Below are 15,940 nucleotides of genomic sequence, written 5' to 3'. Positions count from 1 at the left end.
GGTTCAGACGGCCGAGGGGTCGGCGGCGACGGACTTCAGGAGGGTCCGCAGGCCCTGCTGGCGCGCCTCGAAGGGGCTCATCCCGCCCTGGGCCGGGATGAAGCGGATGGCGTAGAGCGTCGCCCAGGTGATGTTGCTGACCCATTCGGGGCTGAGGGTCGGATCGATGGTGCCGTCCCGATGCCCACGGCGCAGCGCCGCGGCGATCTCCGCATCCTCGGCGGATTCAGCGGGCGCCTCGCAGTCGCCGGACGTGTCCTGATCGGGCTCGTCGGAGGCCATCCACCAGGCCAGGGTGTCGATGCGGCTGATCAGTTCACCGCAGAGGCGACGGAAGGCCTGGAAGCCCGATCCCTGGTCCAGCCGCGCCACACGGACCGCCTCCGTCCATTGCTCCTCCGCCAGAGCGTCCACGGCGGCACGTAGAGCGGCACGGTCCGTGAAGTGACGATGCAAGGTGCTCCGAGAGACGCCGGCCGTGTCCGCCACATCGCTGAGGGCGGCTCCGGGGTTCACGGACAGGACCTCGACGGCGGCGAGCAGTATGGCCCGGCGGGTGCGCTGCGCGGCCGGACTCGGCGGGGCGAGGGGTCTGATGAGGAGTGAGCGCGATCCGGTCCCGGCTCTTCCGGTCCCGGCTCTGCGGGGCTGGCGTCCTCCTCGGCCTCCGTCTCCCGCTCGGTTCCGGGGGCTGGGGACGCGGCGCTGTCGATCTCCTGCATGGGACCCAGCGTACAGGAGTGAACAGCCCTGATGTGCCACAAGTATTGACGAAAGTGCGACACTTATGTCTCACTAGGTGTCATGAATGAATCAACAGTGGAGGCGTCGGTCGAGCCCGAGGCCTCGTCCTCAGTCCGCATGAAGGTCCTGTGGTCCTTCGCGCGACCGCATCTGAAGGTCCTGGGACTCGGGCTGCTGCTCTCGCTCGCCGTCTCGGCCATGGGGCTGGCGAGCCCGATGGTCACCAAATGGGTGCTGGACAGCCTCGCGGTGGACGCCTCGCTGCGGGATCCCGTCCTGGTGCTGGTCGGTCTGCTCCTGCTCGGCGCCGGTCTTGGCTGGTGCCAGTGGGTCCTCCTGGGGCGGCTGGCCGAGGACATCGTCTACGACGCCCGCCGACGCATGATCCTCCGATACCTGGGGTCCCGCGTCTTCGAGCTCCTGCGGCGCAGTCCCGGGGAGCTCGTCACCAGGGTCACCTCGGACACGGTGCTGCTCAACCAGGCGGCCTCGACCGCCATCATCGGGCTGATCAACGGCGCCATCATGATCCTCGGCTCCCTGCTGCTGATGGCGCGCCTGGACCTGGTGCTGCTGGGCACCACACTCGCTGCTCTGGCGGTCGTGCTGGTGATCTTCGCCGTGCTCATGCCGCGCATCGCCACGGTGGAGGAGAAGGCCCAGGCCGCCCTGGGTGACCTCGGATCCGACCTGGAGGGCACGGTGCGGGCCATCAAGACGGTGAAGTCCTCGCGGGCCGAAGGACGCCGCTACGAGTCGCTGATGCGCCACGTGGGCTCCTCCCGACGGCACAGCCTGCGTTCCGTGAAGATCCAGGCGGGAGCCTGGACGGTCGCGGGAGTCGGACTCGACGGCGCCCTCATCATGGTGCTCGCGCTGGGAGCCTGGCGCGTCTCCGAAGGCCACATCGGTGTCTCCACGCTCGTGGCGTTCCTGCTCTATGTCTGGGGACTGACCGGGCCGCTGATGGAGCTCACCCAGAACCTCACCACGCTGCAGTCCGGCCTGGCCGCCGCCGGACGGATCAGCCAGGTGGACGCGATGCCCGTGGAGGACCGGCGAGCCGACCTCCGCGTCGTGGAGGGAGTGGCACGAGGCTCGGGCGCCGTGACGGGGCCGGGCCACGACGACTTCGGCGTCCCAGCCCCGGACCCCCGCTCGGGCAGGGGAGGGCCACCACCTGGAGACGCCGGTCCAGAGGCACCGGCGGCAACGGAGAGCAGCGACTCGGAGACCGCATCCCGGCCCGTGCTGGAGCTGGCAGGAGTGACCGCCCGCTATGCGCAGGACGGTCCGGTGGCGGTCCAGGGCATCGATCTGCGGGTCCCGGCGACGGGCCACGTGGCGCTCGTCGGCCCCTCCGGGGCCGGGAAGACGACGCTGCTGTCGCTGATGATGCGGTTCCTGGAGCCCGAGGAGGGAGAGCTCAGACTGCGCGGCACGCCCTACGGGCAGCTCAGCCCGGCCCTGGTGCGCTCGGCCTTCGCTACGTGGAGCAGGAGACTCCCGTCGTGCCCGGGACGATTCGGGAGAACCTGCTGTTCTCCGCACCCGAGGCAGACGAGCACCAGCTGCAGCAGGTGCTGCGGCGACTGCAGCTCGAGGACATGGTCTCCCGCCTGCCGCACGGGCTGGACACGGCACTGACGGACACCAACGTCTCTGGAGGGCAGCGTCAGCGGATCGCCCTGGCCCGGGCGCTGCTGGTGGATCCGGCGGTGCTGCTGCTCGACGAGGCCACCGCTCAGGTCGACGGCGTCACGGAGGCCGCCGTGCAGGAGACCATCGCCACGCACGCCCGCCATGCCGCCGTCGTGACCATCGCCCACCGGCTCTCGACCGTGGTCGACGCGGACCGCATCCTCGTGATGGACGGAGGGCGCATCGTTGATGAGGGCACCCACGGGCAGCTGCTGACCAGCTCCCAGCTGTACCGCAGCCTGGTGGCGGCCCTGCGGATGGAGACTCCGGTGGGGTGACCCTGCGGGGTGTTCCAGCGCGGCGTTCCTGCGCGGTGTTCCAGCGCGAGCTCCTGAGTCGGAGGCCGCGCCGGTGGGCTCAGACTCCGCCGGTGCGGCGGACGTGCTCCGCCAGGAGGGCCAGGCCGTCGTCGATGCTGATCGCCGGGGTCCAGTCGAGGGCCGCCCGGGTCTCCCGCTGGTCGAACCAGTGGGCGGTGGAGAGCTGCTCCGCCAGGAACTTCGTCATCGGAGGTTCGTCGTCGAGGTCACCGGCGACCCGTTCCGCCAGGCCCCAGATCTTCTCCACGGCCAGTCCGGCCGCCTTCGCCACCGCCGGGGCCACGCGGAGCCGCGGACGACGCGCGCCGCCCGCCTCCGCGATGCCCATCAGGAGCTCGCCGATCGGTCGCGGTTCGCCGTTGGTCAGCACCAGTCGGCGGCCGTGGATCTGAGGCAGCCGACGCAGCCCGGCGGCGAAGGCGTCCACCAGCGTGTCGATGTAGAGGGTGTCCACCAGGGGCCGCGCCCGAGCCCAACAGCGGCAGACGGCCGGAGCGGGCGCGGTCGACCACGCGGCGGGTCAGCTGGCCGTCCCCGGGGCCCCAGATCAGGTGCGGACGGATGACCAGCACCTTCATGCCCGCCGCCGCACGCGCCTGGACCAGCAGCTCGGCCTCAGCTTTGGTGCGGGCATAGTGGCCGAGGACCGCGGTCGCGTCGGGGTCTCCGGCGCCTTCCCCGACCAGGGAGGTGCCGGCATGGGCGACCGACGGAGACGAGACATGCAGCAGATGCTCCACGCCGGCGGCCTCGGCCGCGTCGAGGACGTTCTCGGTGCCGTGGATGTTGACGTCGACGAAGTCCTGGCGGCGGCCCGAGACCGACACCTTGGCCGCCATGTGGATGACGGCGTCCTGACCGGCCATCGCCTGGGCCACCAGGGCGTGGTCGGTCAGCGAGCCACGCACGTCACGGACCTCGTCGAGTCCCGAGGCGCTGCGCTGCAGGGTGGTCACCTCATAGCCGTCCTGCGCCAGTCGTCGGGCGACGCTTCCGCCGAGCAGCCCGGAGGCGCCGGTGAGCAGGACCCGGGAGCCGGGCAGGATCTCGGCGGGACGCGAAGCTGAGGGGGTGGTCTCACTCACGGGGTGCCGGGCCTCCTCCCGGTCAGAGCCTTCTCGGCCCAGAGGGCCAGACGGGTGCGGTCGATCTTCGAATTGTGGCGGATGTCGGTGGGCAGTTCGTCGAGGACGAGCACGGCCGAGACCGGGACGTCACCGGCGGCATGGCGCACTGCGGAGGCGAACTCCGGCGAGGCCAGCGGGGACCGACCGGTGCGCAGGGGCCGGTCCGGACCGTCCGGCTCCACGATGACGACGACGGCCTGGGTGCCGGACGGCCCGACGCCGACGGCAGCGCTGCGGGCCACCTCGTCGAGGGCGTCCACCGGGGTCTCCACCGTGCCGGGGCCTACCGGACCATCGGGGGTGGTGATCACGTGCTGCAGGCGCCCCTCGATCCACAGGCGCCCTGAGGAGTCGACATGGCCGACGTCGTGGGTGCGGTGCCACAGCAGGCCTTCGGCGGTGTCCCGACTGCTGGCCCGGTCCGTCTGCCAGAGCCGGTCGTAGCCGGCCTTCAGATGCGCGGCAGAGACGACGATCTCGGAGAGGACGCCGACGGCGGCGGGCTGGACGGGGTCGTCCAGCACGGTGAGCTCCTCCGCCGGACGGCCTGCGGGATCGAGCGGCGCCAGGGCCAGCCGCACGCCCGCCACAGGCTGGCCCACGCATACTCCGCTCTGTCCGGTGGCCATCGCCTCATGCACTCCGTCACGGTCGATGTCCGCCTGCAGGAGCCCCTCGGTCATGCCATAGGGCGTATGGATCTCTGCGGAGGGGAAGAGCTCCTGGACGGCGTCCAACAGATCCGGATGGACCGGTGCCCCGGCCGAGAGGACCAGTGAGATCCGTCCCAGGGCGGCTCGCTGGTCCGCCTGGAGCTCGGGCGCGGTCGCCACGACGTTGCGCAGCGCCGCGGGGGAGCCGAAGAACATCGTGGCCTCACCCGTCATCGCCGCCTGAGCGACGGCGTCAGCGGTGAGCGTGGCAGGCCGTGTCACCGACATGTCCGGGGTCACCGAGGTGGCTCCGATGGCCGGGCCGAGCAGCGCGAACGGCGCGAAACCGGCGATCAGCGACGAGCCGGGCGTCACGTCGAACTGGCGCCGCAGCAGCGCCACGAGGGCGGCGAGCCGTCCGTGGGTGTACACCACGCCCTTGGCCGGTCCGGTGGAGCCGGAGGTGAACAGCACCGCCGCCTCGTCCTCGGGGGCCGGGTGGGGGACGTCGGGAGACCCTCCACGTGGCTGCGCAGCAGCCGCTCCACCGAGGCCACGGTGCCGAGCAGGCGTGCCTGGCGGTGTGAGAGCGCCTGGACGCTGATCCGCCGACCGGGCCAGCCGAAGGTCCGGGCCAGGGCCAGGCCGGGGGTGGCGCCGATGATCCAGTCCGGCCGCTTCGCTGCGGGCGGCCCGCGTCATGCCCCTCACGCCGAGGCCTGCGTCGGCGACGACGGCCACCGCCCCGATGCGCAGGCAGGCGTAGAGCACCACGGTCAGGTCGTTGCCGGGCGGGACCAGCAGGGACACCCTGTCGCCCCGGGAGACGCCGAGCTCGCTGAGCCCGCGAGCGAGCGCGTCGATCTGCGAGGAGAGCTCCTGCCAGCTGAGCGCCGTCGGGTCCTGGGAGGTCATGTCCACCACTGCGGGGGACTTCCGCCGCCAGCTCGCCGTCATCTCATCAAGCTGAGCGTGCAGACCGTGCACCGCGGCGGCCGGGGCGGGGGAGCGGCGGGTCGAGTCCTCCGGGCGGAGACGTCCGTCGCGCCGGTCCATGCCGTCGAGCCAGGTCAGCAGCGGTGCTGCGATGTCTCGGTCCTCCGCCACCAGGTGGCCGGCACCCTCGAAGCGGTGCAGGTCGGCATGGGGGATGCGCTCCTGCAGATCCGCCAGATGGCGTTCTTGGAAGACCGGGTCCTTCGGCCCCCAGAGCAGCAGCGTGGGCTTGTCCCATCGGGTCAGGGCCGAGGAGACCTCCTCCAGCGTCCCGCGGGAGACGTGGTCTGCGGAGGCGGGGATGTCCGCCACGAACCCGCCGATGCCCCCGCGCCGATCGCGGCTCCGGTACGGGGCCGAGTAGGCGGCATGGACCTCACGGTCGAGGCGCCCTTCCGCCAGGGACAGCGTGACCCCGAGGAACCCTCGGGTCTCCACGGTGGAGGCGCTCAGCAGGCCCGGTGCGGTGGCCGCGCGCAGCGCGGCCGGGACGGGCTCGTCCACCGGATGGTCCACTGCGGTGTTCAGCGTCGCGGCGGCGTCGACGTCGTAGGGATGGCGCGTGGCCCAGCCCAGGGAGATGACGCCGCCCCAGTCGTGGCCCAGCGTCACCAGAGGAAGGGCCGTGTCGACGTCGAGGGCGTCCATCAGGCGTCCAGGTCGTCGAGCCGCTGCGCCATCCGGCGATATCCGCATTCATCCGGATCCGCGCCCGTCAGGGTGCGCGGGGCGCCGGCGTGGCACAGGCGCTCGGAGTAGCCCATGTCCAGCTGGTCGGGGGCGATGATGCGCCACCCGCCGGCGGTGTCGGCCTCTGCCTGCCGCAGCGACTCAGCGACGAGCCCTCGCCACAGGTAGGACCAGGTCGGGTTGCCGTGGACGGCCAGGATCGTGCCCCGCACGGGGATGCCCCGGGCAGCCAGGATCGGGCCGGTGTCCAGGACGTGGAAGGTACGGGTGCCGTCGACGGTCCGGGCCGCCACCAGCCGTGACCAGGCAGGATCGAGCCCCGGCAGCCCCTTCGGCGGCAGCTGGGCGGGTGCTGCGGGCAGCGGGCGGTGTCGGATCCGGGGAGCCCTCACCAGATGATCTCCAGCATCGCCGTGTTGAGTCCGGAGCCGACGCCCATGCAGAGCACCCGGGAACCGGAGGACAGGGAGGCGGACTCTCGAGCCAGGGTGATCGGCAGCGAGGCGGGCCCCACGTTGCCCAGCTCGGGATAGGTCACCGGGACGCGCTTCTTGTCGAGCTTGGCGGCCTTGATGATCGACGCGGTGTGCAGTGACGACACCTGGTGGGTCACGTAGGCGTCCATGGCATCCCAGTCGAAGTGCTCCTTGGCGTCCTGCCAGGCATCCATGACGAGCTCGAGGCCGCCGTCGAGCAGGCCGCGGGAGTCAGTGAACATGCCGCGATGGTCACCGACGCACAGGCCGTGGTGCTGGGTCGCAGCCCGAGTCACACCACCGACGATCCGGTGCCCCTCGGGGTGCCGGTCGGCAGGGCCCACGACCGCCGCCGCCGCGCCGGAGCCCAGGGTCAGGGACGCGAACTCCGACATGAAGTCCTCGCGGCTGACCATCGATTCGAGGCTGCTGATGCGCTCCACGGTCGCGTCCTGGACCTTCTTGGCGTCCTCGCCGTTGACGATCAGCACATAGGTCGCCTGCCCGGCGTCGATCATGGAGCTGGCCAGGGTCATCGCATTGACGAAGCCCAGGCAGGCGTTGGTGATGTCGAAGTTCATCGCGGAGCTGGGCAGACCCAGGTCGTGGTGGACTCCCACGGCGACGGAGGGCTCGAGATGCTCGCGGGTCACCGAGGTGTTGATCATCACCGAGACGTCGGCTGCGGGGACGCCGGCGGCCTGGAGGGCCCGACGCCCGGCCTCCACCGTGCCGGCGCGCACGTCTCCCGCCTTCTCCCAGTTGCGGCGGGTCTTCACGCCTGCGACCCGCTGCAGGAGGCCCTGGGGGAGCTTCAGCCGCTTCAGGCGTCGGCCAGGCGGCGGTCGATGTCCTTGGAGGTCAGAGGGACCGGGGCTTGGACCTCGGCCACAGAGAGCAGGGCGGCGTTGCGGTGGTGAAAAGTCGCGTTTCCTGGCACCGCTCCATTATCCAGCAGGTGAACCGGGCTAGCGAATCGAGGGAGGGCTAGCATGGTTTCCATGACCTTCAGCCATGACGACTCCGCGCCCTCTTCGACACTCTCGCTGCGCGCGGCGATCGAGCGCGGCGGCTTCTACCCCACGCTTGTGCACCATACGGTGACCGACGCCCTGGACGGCCGCGAGCCTACGCACCAGATCGTCCATGTGGACACCCACTTCGACATGGAGGAGGTGCACCGGCACATCACCGTGCTGGCGCTGGCCGAGGACGTGATCGTCGTCGCCCATCTGGACGACCACGACGTGGAGGCCGACGACGCCGGGACCGCCGGTCGGACCGACACGGTGGCGCGCATCTCCACGGAGGTCGTCCCCGTCAGCCGAATCCGTTCGGTGATCCTCTCCGAGGTGCACCGACGCCCGGAGAGCTTCCGTCCGGAGCGGGGACTGGCGGAGGTGACGCTGAACATGAACTGGACCGGCGGCGCGCGCTTCGAGACGGCGCCGGTGCACTGCGGAGACCCGGACTGCATGGCTGACCACGGCGACGACGGCACCGTCGTGCCCGAGGACATCGTGCTCCGCATCGCCGCCACCGCCGAAGGAGACACCGCCGTGGAGGAGGCCCGCAGCTTCGTCCGGGCGCTGCGTCGAGCCTGTGTGCGTCACGCCCGCTGACCGTCGTCCTCCCGCACCCGACCCTCTGGTGACGCGGCAGCGCACCGCCCACTCCGGAAGGAAGACCCTGATGACCGCTCGTGCCCGTGAGCTGGCCGCTCTCGCCCCGGCCTATGACGGTGCCCACATCCGTCACGTGATGCCCTCGGCGGCGGCGTCGCTCGGCCTTGACGGATTCCTCGACAGGCTCGGGCTGCCCGAGGCGAGCCTCACCGTGGTCCTCATGGTCGACGGGCTGGGGGACGAGCTCATCGCCCGGCACAGCGGGCACGCCCGGTTCCTCGCCTCTGCATGGCGGAGCAGCGCCACCGGACGGGTGCTGGACGCCGCCGCCCCCGCGACGACCGCCGCCTCCATCGCCTCCTTGGGCACGGGAGAACCCCCGGGCCGTCACGGCCTGGTCGGCTACGACGTCCTCGCGCCGTGGCTGGACCGGGTGGTCAACATGCTCGGCGGGTGGGATCCCGCGGTGGATCCGGCCCGTTGGCAGCCCCACGAGCCGGTGCTGCGGCGCGCCGAGCGTGCGGGCGCTCGGGTGCTGACCGTCTCGCGTCCCAAATTCGCCGACTCCGCCCTGACGCAGGCCGTGCTCTCCGGAGGTGAGTTCCTCGGGGCCACCCACTTGGACGCGCGGTTCCGGTTGGCGGCTGATGCGATCACCGGTCATCGTCCCGCCACCGGGGGAGTGCGCCAGGGGTCTCCGCAGCCGCTGCTGATGTATCTCTACGTGGACGAACTGGACAAGACCGGGCACCGATACGGGGTGGACTCACCCGAGTGGGTGCGCGCGCTGGAGAGTCTGGACCGGGAGGCCGAGACGTTCGTCACGCGGCTGCGTGAGAGGTTCGGCGACCAGCTCTCGGTGCTGCTGACCGCAGACCACGGCATGCTGGACATCGCCCCGGAGGGCCGGCTGGACTTCAGCGCAGAGGAGGCGCTGCTGCGCGGCGTCCGGCACACCGGCGGCGAGCCGCGGTTCGTGCATCTGTACTTCGATCAGCATGCTTCCGCCGCCGTGCGCCGCCAGGTGCATGAGGCGTGGGAGGAGCGCTTCGGCGACCAGGCGTGGATCGCCACGCGCGACGAGGCGGTGGACGCGGGATGGTTCGGTCCCGTGGAGGACCGGGTGCGCCCCCGCATCGGTGATCTCCTGGTGGCCGTGCACGGTCCGATCGCGCTCTATCACGTGGCCCGGACGGGCCCGGATCCACTGACCATGGTGGGCCAGCACGGATCGCTGACCGACGTGGAGGTCAAGGTCCCGCTGCTCTCGCTGACCGGGCGCGCCTTCGGCTGAGTCCCGTGGGGACGTGCGACCGATCCCTGTGCGACCGTCTGCCGGTCGTCAGTCGCCCTTCGAGCCAAAGAGGATGTCGTCCCAGCGAGGCATGCTGGGGCGGCGGGAGCCGGAGCGCTTCGGCTTCGGGGCGTGGGCGGGCGCGGCGTCTTCGGTGCTGCCGGCGTCCCGCTGGCGGGTGGCGGCGTCGCCGTCGCTCTGTGCGGATCCGGCCGATGCCGGATCCTCGCCGGGGGTCGGCTCCTTCGCCGGGGCGCCGGCCCCCTCTGAGGTGTCGGGCGCGCCCTGCGCCGCCGCGTGGTCCGGTCGGAGGAGTCGACGTCGACCGGTGACTCGCTGTCGGCATAGCTGAACCCCCAGGCGTCGGTGCCGTCGGGGCTGTCTACGTCGGGGGACTCCGTGCGCTCATCGTCGCGGGGAGCCTGCTGATCGTCCTCCCCCTGACCGGTCTGCGCCGACTCGACCGCGCGCAGTCGGGGCGTGTCCTGGCCGCTGGGCTGTTCGTCGCGCGTGAGCATGAGGGCGAGCCTGTCATCGGCGTCCTCGTCCGCGCCCAACCGACGACCCCGCCGAGCGCGCAGGACGTCGAGGAGGTCCTGATGCTCGTCGCCTTCGCCCGTGGGGCCTGCCGGGGCGTCCGGAGAGCGGGAAGCAGCGGCGAGGTGTCCTGCTGGTCTGCGGGCACCGGGGCCGGCGTCGTCGCCGCCGGCCTGCCGGTGCCACGATCCGATCGCTGCGCCGCCGAGTCCGCCACGGACTCGACGTCGAAGGGGGCGTCCACTGCGGTCAGTCGCCGCGGACCGCGGCGGGCGCCGGTCTCCGGAGGGAGGCTGCTCAGCGTCTGGGCCCAGGGACCGACCGCTCGCAGATGGCGAGACTCCGGAGAGAAGACCCATTCAGCGGGCGGTTCGGCGTCGACACGAGCGCGGGCGGCGGCTTCGTCATCGGGGGAGAACCAGCAGACGACCTGCCAGCTGCCGTCCTGGCGTCGCCAGGCGTCCCACGCCAGGGAGGTCAGGTCGACGCCGAGGGACCGCAGGCGGACCAGCGCCATCGCTTCGAGGGTGGCGGGGGCGTCACCGAACGCGATCCGGTGCTGTTCGGCCGAGGACGGCGGGGCGATCGCCGTGCTGCGGGCCAGTTCGGCGACATAGGCGCGCTCGGCCTGGACGGGCCCTGCGTAGCGTTCCACTCGGGCCGGGTCAAGGCCAGACTCTGCGACCATCTGCTCCACGGTGGCCCCTGCACGGAGCCGGGCCTGCACCTCCCGCACCGTCATGGGCGCCCGGGCGTCTTCGGCGCGCGTCGTGAGGTGCGGCGGGCGGGTGGACTTCCGTCCCACGGCCGCGCGCAGCGCGTCGTCCACGGGCAGGGCGAACTCCTGACCCTGGTCGTCGGCGAGGACGAGCAGTTCGTCGGAGTCGTCCTCGGTCACGCCCATGATCCGCAGCTGCTGCATCTGTGCTTCCTCCCGCCTGTGGCCGGCAGTAGTCTTCGGGACGGGTGCGGTCGGCGCCGCGCCGCCCTCCGGGTGGACTGGTCCAGGGGTCACTGTAGCGCGGGGAGGGCGTGGAGCTCCCGCTCCCGGTTCAGCGGAACTTGAACCTTGGGGTCGCGGAGCCCGTGAGGAGCTGCGTGGCGCCGGCTCCGGGCGGCCCCGGCTCGCCGCCTCAGCGACGGTTTCGGGGCCCCGAGCCGGCCCGTCGTCCGCCCTCGGCTCAATGTGTCGCCGCCGATTTGGCGGAGCTGGCTCGATGCGACACAATCTGTGCGACAAATCGCGCTTGGGGGACCGGTGGAGGCTGGTGTCCGAGCGATTCGAATTCGACTTTCGGAGTGTGGAGCGACCCTCATGGCAACCGACTACGATGCGCCGCGCAAGAACGACGACGACGTCAACGAAGACTCCATCGAGGAACTGAAGAATCAGCAGACCAATCGCCAGTCCGCCGTCGTGGACGAAGACGAGGCGGAGGCGGCCGAAGGGTTCGAGCTCCCCGGCGCTGACCTCTCCGACGAGGAGCTGCAGGTGCGGGTGCTGCCCGCCCAGTCTGACGAGTTCACATGCGGCGAATGCTTCCTGGTCCGCCACCGGTCCCAGGTGTCCCGCGAGGAGAACGGGATGTTCATCTGCAAGGACTGCGACAGCTGAACGGCGATCTCGGTCGGCCACATCGTTGCAGCACGGAGGCCCCGTTCCGGACCATGGTCCGGAACGGGGCCTCCGTGTGCCTGGGCCGCGCGGGGTCGGTTCGGGCGGTCAGTCCGTGACGCTGAGCCCGGTCTGGCGGACCGGCTCCTCGGAACCGAGCGCGGCGAGGACCGCCTCCGGGCGTCGGGTGGAGACGATCCAATACGGCGTGGCGTCCTGGGGATCGGTGATCTGAATGGTCACCACGGGATCGATCCACCCACGGATGCACTGATAGGCCCGTGCGTCGAAGCCGGGGCCGAGCTGCTCACGTGCCGCCTGGGCGCGATGGGCCACGACGGCGCCGACGTGGGTGCGCTCGATCCGGGCTCGGCCGGCGCTCAGCCACCCTTCGGTGATCTCGATCCGAGGGGTGGTGATGATCAGGGCGAACAGCAGCAGTCCGACTCCGATGACCATGGCGGTCGCGCCGAGCCCGACGGAGATGGGGAAGAAGATGAGCGAGACGGAGGCTCCGATGATGACCGCGGCGAGCCAGATCCACCACGCCGGCCAGAGCTTCTCGGAGTAGCTCGGAGAATGCGTCGTCATGACCACCAGCTTCTCACGGAACCTCCGGTGGGCCGGAACCGCCGACGGTGACGCCCTGCCGGATGGGAGCTCGGCCCAGAGGGAATCCCCGGCCGGCTGGAATGTCAGGCCGGATGAGTAGACTCGAGGGGTCACTGGACCAGCCCGTCATGGGCGGGACCAGGCCCCAGCCCGCAGACCACGAGGAGAAGCAGCCCCGATGACCACGTCTACGAAGGAGCACGACGCCGGCCAGATGCCGACCGGCTCGGCGCCCGGCAGGATCCGGGTGCCGATCCGGCGTCTTGATCCGGACCTTCCGCTTCCCGGCTATGCCCACCCGGGCGACGCCGGAGCGGACCTGGTCAGCGCCGAGGACTTCACGCTGGAGCCGGGTGCACGTCGCCTCGTGCCGACCGGGGTGGCCGTCGCGATCCCGCAGGGCTGGGTCGGGCTGGTGCACCCCCGCAGCGGACTGGCGGTGAAACACGGAATCACCCTTGTCAACACGCCGGGAACCATCGATGCTGGGTATCGTGGAGAGCTCAAGGTGTGTCTGCTGAACACCGACCGTTCGACTCCGGTGAGCTTCCGTCGCGGAGACCGCATCGCGCAGCTCGTCCTCCAGCGTGTGGACCAGGCTGAATTCGTGCCTGTGGACCAGCTGGAGGACAGCGACCGCGGCGCAGGCGGCTTCGGCTCCACCGGCACGTGACTCTCGAGGGATAAGAGGAACTTCAGCATGATCTTCGGACGACGGAAGAAGTCCCAAGGGGCGGAGAAGGCCAAGCCCGCCACCATCAGAGCGGCGCTCCGCGAGGAGGAGACCTCCCCCACGAGCCCTGCCCAGGAGGAGACCACGGAGAGTTCCGCGGCCCCCGAGCAGCAGTCCGCGACGGCACCAGCGCCGCAGGAGTCGGTGCCGCAGGATTCGGCGGCCGCCGGTTCCGAGACCGGCGGCGCGTCCGACAGCGCGTCCGACGGTGCCACTGAGGACAACTCTGAGGACGCCTCGGAACGCATCGAAGGCGGGGGGCCCTACGACGTCACGGAGGTGGAGACCACCAAGGGCTACATCGACTTCGGCGCGGTCCTGGTGCCGGCGGGCAAGGAACAGAAGGTACGCCTGGACATCGATCAGAAGACCAAACGTGTCGTGGCCCTGACGATCTCGGTGGGACAGGCCAGCATCCAGATCCAGCCGTTCTCCGCGCCCAAGTCGGGAGGCACGTGGGATGAGGTGCGGGAACAGATCCAAGACTCCGTGGTGAGGCAGAAGGGGCGGATCAAGCAGCTCGACGGCCGCTTCGGCAAGGAGCTCGCCGCCCGTGTCCCGACCACGCTGAAGGACGGCCGGGCCGGCTGGCGCGTGGCTCGTTTCATCGGATTCGAGGGGAACCGCTGGTTCCTGCGCGGTGTCGTCGGCGGGCGGGGGGCGATCGACCCTCAGGCCGCTCGTGACGTCGAGGATCTCTTCTCTCGGCTCGTCGTCGTGCGCGGCGACGACCCGCTGCCGCCTCGCGAGCTGCTGGCCGCTGCGGCCGCCCGAAGGCGCACGCCGGGTGGTGCTGCCGCGGAACCCGGCGCAGCGTCGGGACGCCGCACCAGGGCCGAATCCCGGCGCTGCCGCGGTCGGCAGTGGAGAAGGGGACCAGAGCGGCGCCCGTGCCAACGGTGTCCGACCGCAGCAGCGGAGGTCGGCAGGAGGCGCAGCGGCCGGCTCCGAGGGGCCGCAGCAGGCCTGATCTCGCTGGCGGACGAGGCGGCGACAGGCGGTCGAGGGACGGCCGATGAAGACCAGGGGACCACGCACAGGGGAGGCGCAGGCGGCTGTGATGACTGATTCACCGGGCAGGGCGGGGACGCCGGGCAGCTCGGAGGAGCGTGCGGCGCGGGACGAGACGTCACCGCCCGCAGCGCCCGAGACGCTCATGACCGGGGGAGCGACCCCTGATGCCGCGACTCCCGATGCCGCGACTCCCGATGCCGGGAGGCTCGGGAGCGCCGGGGGCCCGGGGCAGGACGATCCGTCGGACCGTCGGGGCGATCAGGTTCAGGATGCGGCCGGCCCGGACGAGATCGGGGAGCGGCTCGCCGAGTCGGCGGGCTCCCGGCTGCGCACCCGTGAGGACGGCTCGCTCGACGTGATGTCCTCCATCGGGGGCGTGCGGGGCCTTGTCGAAGCTTCTCTGCCCGCGGCGGCGTTCCTCACGGTGTTCGTCATCACCGAGGACCTGCTGATCTCCTCCATCGTCGCGGTCCTCATGGGACTGATCTTCACGGTGGCGCGGCTGGCACAGCGCGGCCCTCTGGTGCAGTCGCTGTCCGGGCTGGCGGTCATCGTGCTGTGCGCCGTCGTCGCCCAGCAGACAGGCGAGGCCCGTGACTTCTACCTGTGGGGCTTCGTCACCAACGCCGCCTACATCGCGGGCTTCGCGCTGTCCGTCGCGGTCCGCTGGCCGTTCCTGGGGATCCTCTTCGGCTTCATCCGGGGAGAGGGCGTCGCCTGGCGTCAGGACCACGCTCGTCGGAGGCGCTATGCGCTGGCCACGTGGATCGTCACCGGTGTGCTCGCGCTGCGGCTGGCGGTCCAGCTGCCGCTGTACCTGGCGGACGCCGTCGTCGCGCTCGGGACTGCTCGCCTGGTGATGGGGCTGCCCCTCTATGCCCTGGCCCTGTGGGTCGGCTGGATGATCACGCGCCCGACGGTCGTGGAGGACCGGCGCGATGGAGAGGCGGTGTCCTGAGATGGTGACCTCACGACAGGCCGGCACGACACATTCGCAGCAGCTGCTCACCCTCGACGTCGGCCCGATGGCTCATGGGGGTCACTGTGTCGCCAGGCATGAGGGGCGGGTCATCTTCGTCCGGCATGCGATCCCGGGCGAAGTCGTCCGGGCACGCGTCACCGACTCAGGACCGCAGGCCAAGTTCTGGCGCGCCGACGTCGTCGAGGTCCTGGAGGCCTCGGACTACCGGCGACGGCACATCTGGAAGCTCGCCGACGCACTCCGCGCCCATGAGATGGACCGGCTTCCGGTCGGCGGAGCCGAGTACGGCCACATCACGGACCAGCATCAGCGCCGCGTCAAGGCCCAGGTCTTCCGGGACACTCTGCAGCGCATCGGCGGAATCCATCTGCAGGACCTCACCCTGGCCCATGCCCCAGCCGACGGGGAGATCCATGTCGTCGACGTCGGAGAGCGTCACAGCAACGGTCTGCACTGGCGCACGCGGGTCAGCTTCGGGGTCAACGATCACGGCGTGCTCAGCATGAAGCCCTACCGCAGCCACGAACTGATCGATCTGCGAGGGATGCCGCTGGCAGTGGAGGACATCCATGAGTCCCGACTCTTCGGCGGAGACTTCACCGGCGCCCAACGAGTCGACGTCGTGGCCCCGGGTGGTCGGGCGCCGTTGGCGCTGGTCGTCCACGCCGAGCAGTCCCGGGCTGAGGAGGCCGGACTTCGTCAGCGCCTGTTGCGCATCGCCGACGTCGAGCCGAAGGTCGAGACCATCGTGCTGGCGCTGGCGACGCGCCGACGACGGCACGGCCGAGGCCCCGAACGGCGGCGGCGCCGTCGCCCGCAAC

The 15,940-nt window shown here is 71.1% G+C and carries 14 protein-coding genes and 2 pseudogenes; 9 read left to right on the top strand and 7 right to left on the bottom strand.

The genetic code is table 11. From position 1 onward, the window contains the following. Positions 1-3: 3 nt before the first annotated feature. Positions 4-762 carry a TetR/AcrR family transcriptional regulator gene (locus BCY76_RS05515; protein WP_085437304.1) on the bottom strand — a complete coding sequence of 253 codons (759 nt, stop codon included), beginning with the start codon at positions 760-762 and terminating at the stop codon, positions 4-6. 42 nt (positions 763-804) lie between these two features. Here BCY76_RS05515 and BCY76_RS18980 point away from each other — a divergent pair, with 42 nt between their 5' ends. After that, a complete protein-coding gene (locus BCY76_RS18980) occupies positions 805-2,391 on the top strand; it encodes an ABC transporter ATP-binding protein (protein ID WP_272896817.1) in 1,587 nt (528 codons plus the stop codon). Further along, the gene (locus BCY76_RS19845; RefSeq protein WP_272896818.1) at positions 2,280-2,723 is read left to right on the top strand and encodes an ATP-binding cassette domain-containing protein; all 444 of its coding nucleotides are present in this window, start codon (positions 2,280-2,282) and stop codon (positions 2,721-2,723) included. The genes BCY76_RS18980 and BCY76_RS19845 overlap by 112 nt, the downstream gene beginning before the upstream one ends. 79 nt (positions 2,724-2,802) lie before the next feature. On the opposite strand, the pseudogene BCY76_RS05505 reads toward BCY76_RS19845, so the two are convergent. The 4 genes and pseudogenes from BCY76_RS05505 to BCY76_RS05495 form a co-directional block, all read right to left on the bottom strand. Further along, positions 2,803-3,808: pseudogene (locus BCY76_RS05505) on the bottom strand (NAD-dependent epimerase/dehydratase family protein). A 38-nt stretch (positions 3,809-3,846) separates the two neighbouring features. Next, a complete protein-coding gene (locus BCY76_RS05500) occupies positions 3,847-6,189 on the bottom strand; it encodes an alpha/beta fold hydrolase (RefSeq protein ID WP_237089987.1) in 2,343 nt (780 codons plus the stop codon). Next, a complete protein-coding gene (locus tag BCY76_RS18975; protein ID WP_237089986.1) occupies positions 6,189-6,623 on the bottom strand; it encodes an alpha/beta fold hydrolase in 435 nt (144 codons plus the stop codon). Before BCY76_RS18975 ends, BCY76_RS05500 begins: the two co-directional genes overlap by 1 nt. Beyond that, positions 6,620-7,701: pseudogene (locus tag BCY76_RS05495) on the bottom strand (3-oxoacyl-ACP synthase III). The gene BCY76_RS18975 and the pseudogene BCY76_RS05495 overlap by 4 nt, the downstream one beginning before the upstream one ends. Before the next feature lie 7 nt (positions 7,702-7,708). Between BCY76_RS05495 and BCY76_RS05490 the strand changes: the two are divergent. Both BCY76_RS05490 and BCY76_RS05485 read left to right on the top strand, forming a co-directional pair. After that, the gene (locus tag BCY76_RS05490; RefSeq protein ID WP_070162463.1) at positions 7,709-8,329 is read left to right on the top strand and encodes a DUF5998 family protein; all 621 of its coding nucleotides are present in this window, start codon (positions 7,709-7,711) and stop codon (positions 8,327-8,329) included. A 70-nt stretch (positions 8,330-8,399) separates the two neighbouring features. Then, entirely contained in the window at positions 8,400-9,626 is a 1,227-nt protein-coding gene (locus BCY76_RS05485; RefSeq protein ID WP_070162472.1) for an alkaline phosphatase family protein, read from the top strand. Positions 9,627-10,008: 382 nt separating this feature from the next. Here BCY76_RS05485 and sepH read toward each other — a convergent pair whose 3' ends face one another. Further along, a complete protein-coding gene (gene sepH, locus BCY76_RS05480) occupies positions 10,009-11,085 on the bottom strand; it encodes a septation protein SepH (RefSeq protein ID WP_070158910.1) in 1,077 nt (358 codons plus the stop codon). Positions 11,086-11,478: 393 nt separating this feature from the next. Between sepH and BCY76_RS05475 the strand changes: the two genes are divergently transcribed. Then, positions 11,479-11,778 carry a DUF4193 domain-containing protein gene (locus tag BCY76_RS05475; RefSeq protein ID WP_070158911.1) on the top strand — a complete coding sequence of 100 codons (300 nt, stop codon included), beginning with the start codon at positions 11,479-11,481 and terminating at the stop codon, positions 11,776-11,778. A gap of 108 nt (positions 11,779-11,886) precedes the next feature. Here the strand turns inward: BCY76_RS05475 and BCY76_RS05470 are convergent, their stop codons facing one another. Further along, the gene (locus BCY76_RS05470; protein ID WP_070158914.1) at positions 11,887-12,369 is read right to left on the bottom strand and encodes a DUF3093 domain-containing protein; all 483 of its coding nucleotides are present in this window, start codon (positions 12,367-12,369) and stop codon (positions 11,887-11,889) included. A 199-nt stretch (positions 12,370-12,568) separates the two neighbouring features. Here BCY76_RS05470 and dut point away from each other — a divergent pair, with 199 nt between their 5' ends. The 4 genes from dut to BCY76_RS05450 form a co-directional block, all read left to right on the top strand. Beyond that, the gene (dut, locus tag BCY76_RS05465) at positions 12,569-13,063 is read left to right on the top strand and encodes a dUTP diphosphatase (protein WP_170922602.1); all 495 of its coding nucleotides are present in this window, start codon (positions 12,569-12,571) and stop codon (positions 13,061-13,063) included. Positions 13,064-13,090: 27 nt separating this feature from the next. Continuing rightward, positions 13,091-14,191, top strand: a complete 1,101-nt coding sequence (locus BCY76_RS05460; protein ID WP_085437302.1) for a DUF3710 domain-containing protein — start codon at positions 13,091-13,093, stop codon at positions 14,189-14,191. Next, positions 14,184-15,095 (top strand): DUF3159 domain-containing protein, encoded by a 912-nt coding sequence (locus BCY76_RS05455; RefSeq protein ID WP_237089985.1) that lies wholly within the window; start codon positions 14,184-14,186, stop codon positions 15,093-15,095. The genes BCY76_RS05460 and BCY76_RS05455 overlap by 8 nt, the downstream gene beginning before the upstream one ends. Before the next feature lies 1 nt (position 15,096). Then, on the top strand, positions 15,097-15,940 hold an 844-nt coding region (locus BCY76_RS05450; RefSeq protein WP_237089984.1), incomplete at its 3' end, for a TRAM domain-containing protein.

Source organism: Nesterenkonia sp. PF2B19, from assembly GCF_001758425.2.
Taxonomy (GTDB): Bacteria; Actinomycetota; Actinomycetes; order Actinomycetales; family Micrococcaceae; genus Nesterenkonia; species Nesterenkonia aethiopica.
The sequence above is the reverse complement of the archived record's forward strand: the minus strand, read 5'-3'. Positions and strand labels throughout refer to the sequence as shown.